The organism is Pseudomonas sp. HMWF021 (genome assembly GCF_003061005.1).
Lineage (GTDB): Bacteria > Pseudomonadota > Gammaproteobacteria > Pseudomonadales > Pseudomonadaceae > Aquipseudomonas.
This window is the reverse complement of sequence record NZ_QAIK01000141.1, coordinates 11,582-13,420: the sequence shown is the minus strand read 5'-3', so window position 1 is coordinate 13,420 and position 1,839 is coordinate 11,582. Positions and strand designations below refer to the sequence as shown.

Sequence of the window (1,839 nt, the reverse complement as noted above, 5' to 3'; positions counted from 1 at the left end):
CGCACAACCAAAGAATAGATTGTCGATCAGGTTGTATACAATCGGCACGGCTGTTGCATTGTTTCGGCCACTTATTCTTTGGGGGTGCTCCATGCAGTTGTGGCGACGCAGTATTCAATGGCAGCTGATTCTCAGCATGGGCACCGCCCTGCTGGTCAGCATCCTGATCGTGGTTGGCATTTATACCTTGGTGGTCAACCGCCTCGCCCAGAGCTATCTGGTCGAACAAGCGTTGCCGTCGAGCATCGAAGCGACACGCAACGACATCGAACGCATCCTCGTGCAACCGTTGACCGCCGCCAAGGACATCGCCAGCAACAGCATGGTCCGCGACTGGCTGGCTTCAGGTGAAGACAGCAGCAAAACCGCGGCCTTTGCGCAGTATCTGGAAGGCATCCGCGCCGAACACAAAGCCTTCACCGCGCTGATCATCGGCACCGACTCCAATCACTACATTACCGAAAAAGGCCTCGACCGCACCCTCAGTCGGGCCAAACCGGCGGATGCCTGGTTCTATTCCTTCCTCGACAGCAATCAGCCGCGCACCCTGAATATCGACAACGATGGCGCCACCGGAGAATTGGCGCTGTTCATCGATTTGAAGGTCGAGCAGGCCGGCAAAGTGGTCGGCGTGGCCGGGCTGGGCCTGAGCATGAAAGAGCTGTCGCTGCTGATCCACAACTTCAGCTTTGGCGAGCGCGGCAAGGTCTATCTCGTGCGTTCGGACGGTTTGATCCAGGTCCATCCCGAGGCGCAGTTCAGCGGCAAGCGCACCCTCACGGAGCAGATTGGCGCGTCGGCTGCGCAAGCGGTCATGGGTCAAAAAGTCGCCACCAACAGTTCCTTCCAGCGCGATGGCGAAGACTTCCTCGCCTTCAGCCTGCCGCTGCGCGATCTGGGCTGGACGCTGGTGGCCGAAGTGCCGCAGTCGCAGATCTACGCCGAGGCCCGCAAGGCGATGTGGATGAGTGGCGGCATCGGTCTGGCGGTGGCACTGGTGTGCCTGGCGCTGGTGGTGTGGCTGGCCCAAGGGCTGGTACGACCGATTCGTCAGGTAACAGCTGCGCTGGTAGCAATCGGTAGCGGCGGTGGAGATTTGACCCATCGGTTAGATTCCAGCCGCGCCGATGAACTGGGCGATCTGGCCCGGGGCTTCAACCGTTTCCTCGACAGCCAGCGCGGGCTGATTGGCGAAGTGCTGACCACCAGCGAGCGTTTGCGCACGGCGGTGGGGCAGGTGGCGAAGGTGGTGGAAAACACCGCCGAACGCTCCGGGCGTCAGCAGGAAATGACCGACATGGTCGCCACGGCAGTGCATGAGATGGGCCTGACCGTGCAGGAAATCGCGCAGAACGCCGGCAACGCCGCGCTGGCCTCGCAAACCGCACGGGATGAAGCGCTGCAGGCGCGGGAAGTGGTCGGCGGTTCGATCCGTCATATAGAAAGCATGTCCGATGAAATTGGCGTAGCGGCCGGCGCCGTCGGTGAGCTGGCGCATCAGGTGGCGTCGATCGACTCGGTGCTGGCGGTGATTCGCGGGGTGTCCGAGCAGACCAATCTGCTGGCGCTCAACGCGGCGATTGAAGCGGCGCGCGCCGGGGACATGGGCCGTGGATTTGCCGTGGTGGCTGATGAGGTTCGAACTCTGGCGCGCAGGACTCAGGCGTCTACCGACGAGATCCAGCAGATGATCGGCAGTCTCAAGCAGGGCGCCGAGAATGCAGTGTCCTCGATGCGCACCGGGCAGGCCGCAACCGGCACCGGGGTTGAGTCGAGCCAGCGCACGGGCGCCTCGTTGACCGCGATTACCGGGCAGGTCGAGCGCATCAGCGACATGAA

At 62.2% G+C, this 1,839-nt stretch carries 1 protein-coding gene; it reads left to right on the top strand.

The window, feature by feature from the left end; all coding sequences use genetic code 11:
• Positions 1 to 91 precede the first annotated feature (91 nt).
• Positions 92 to 1,839: methyl-accepting chemotaxis protein (locus DBR18_RS19570; protein WP_256588799.1), on the top strand; the 1,748-nt coding region annotated here is incomplete at its 3' end.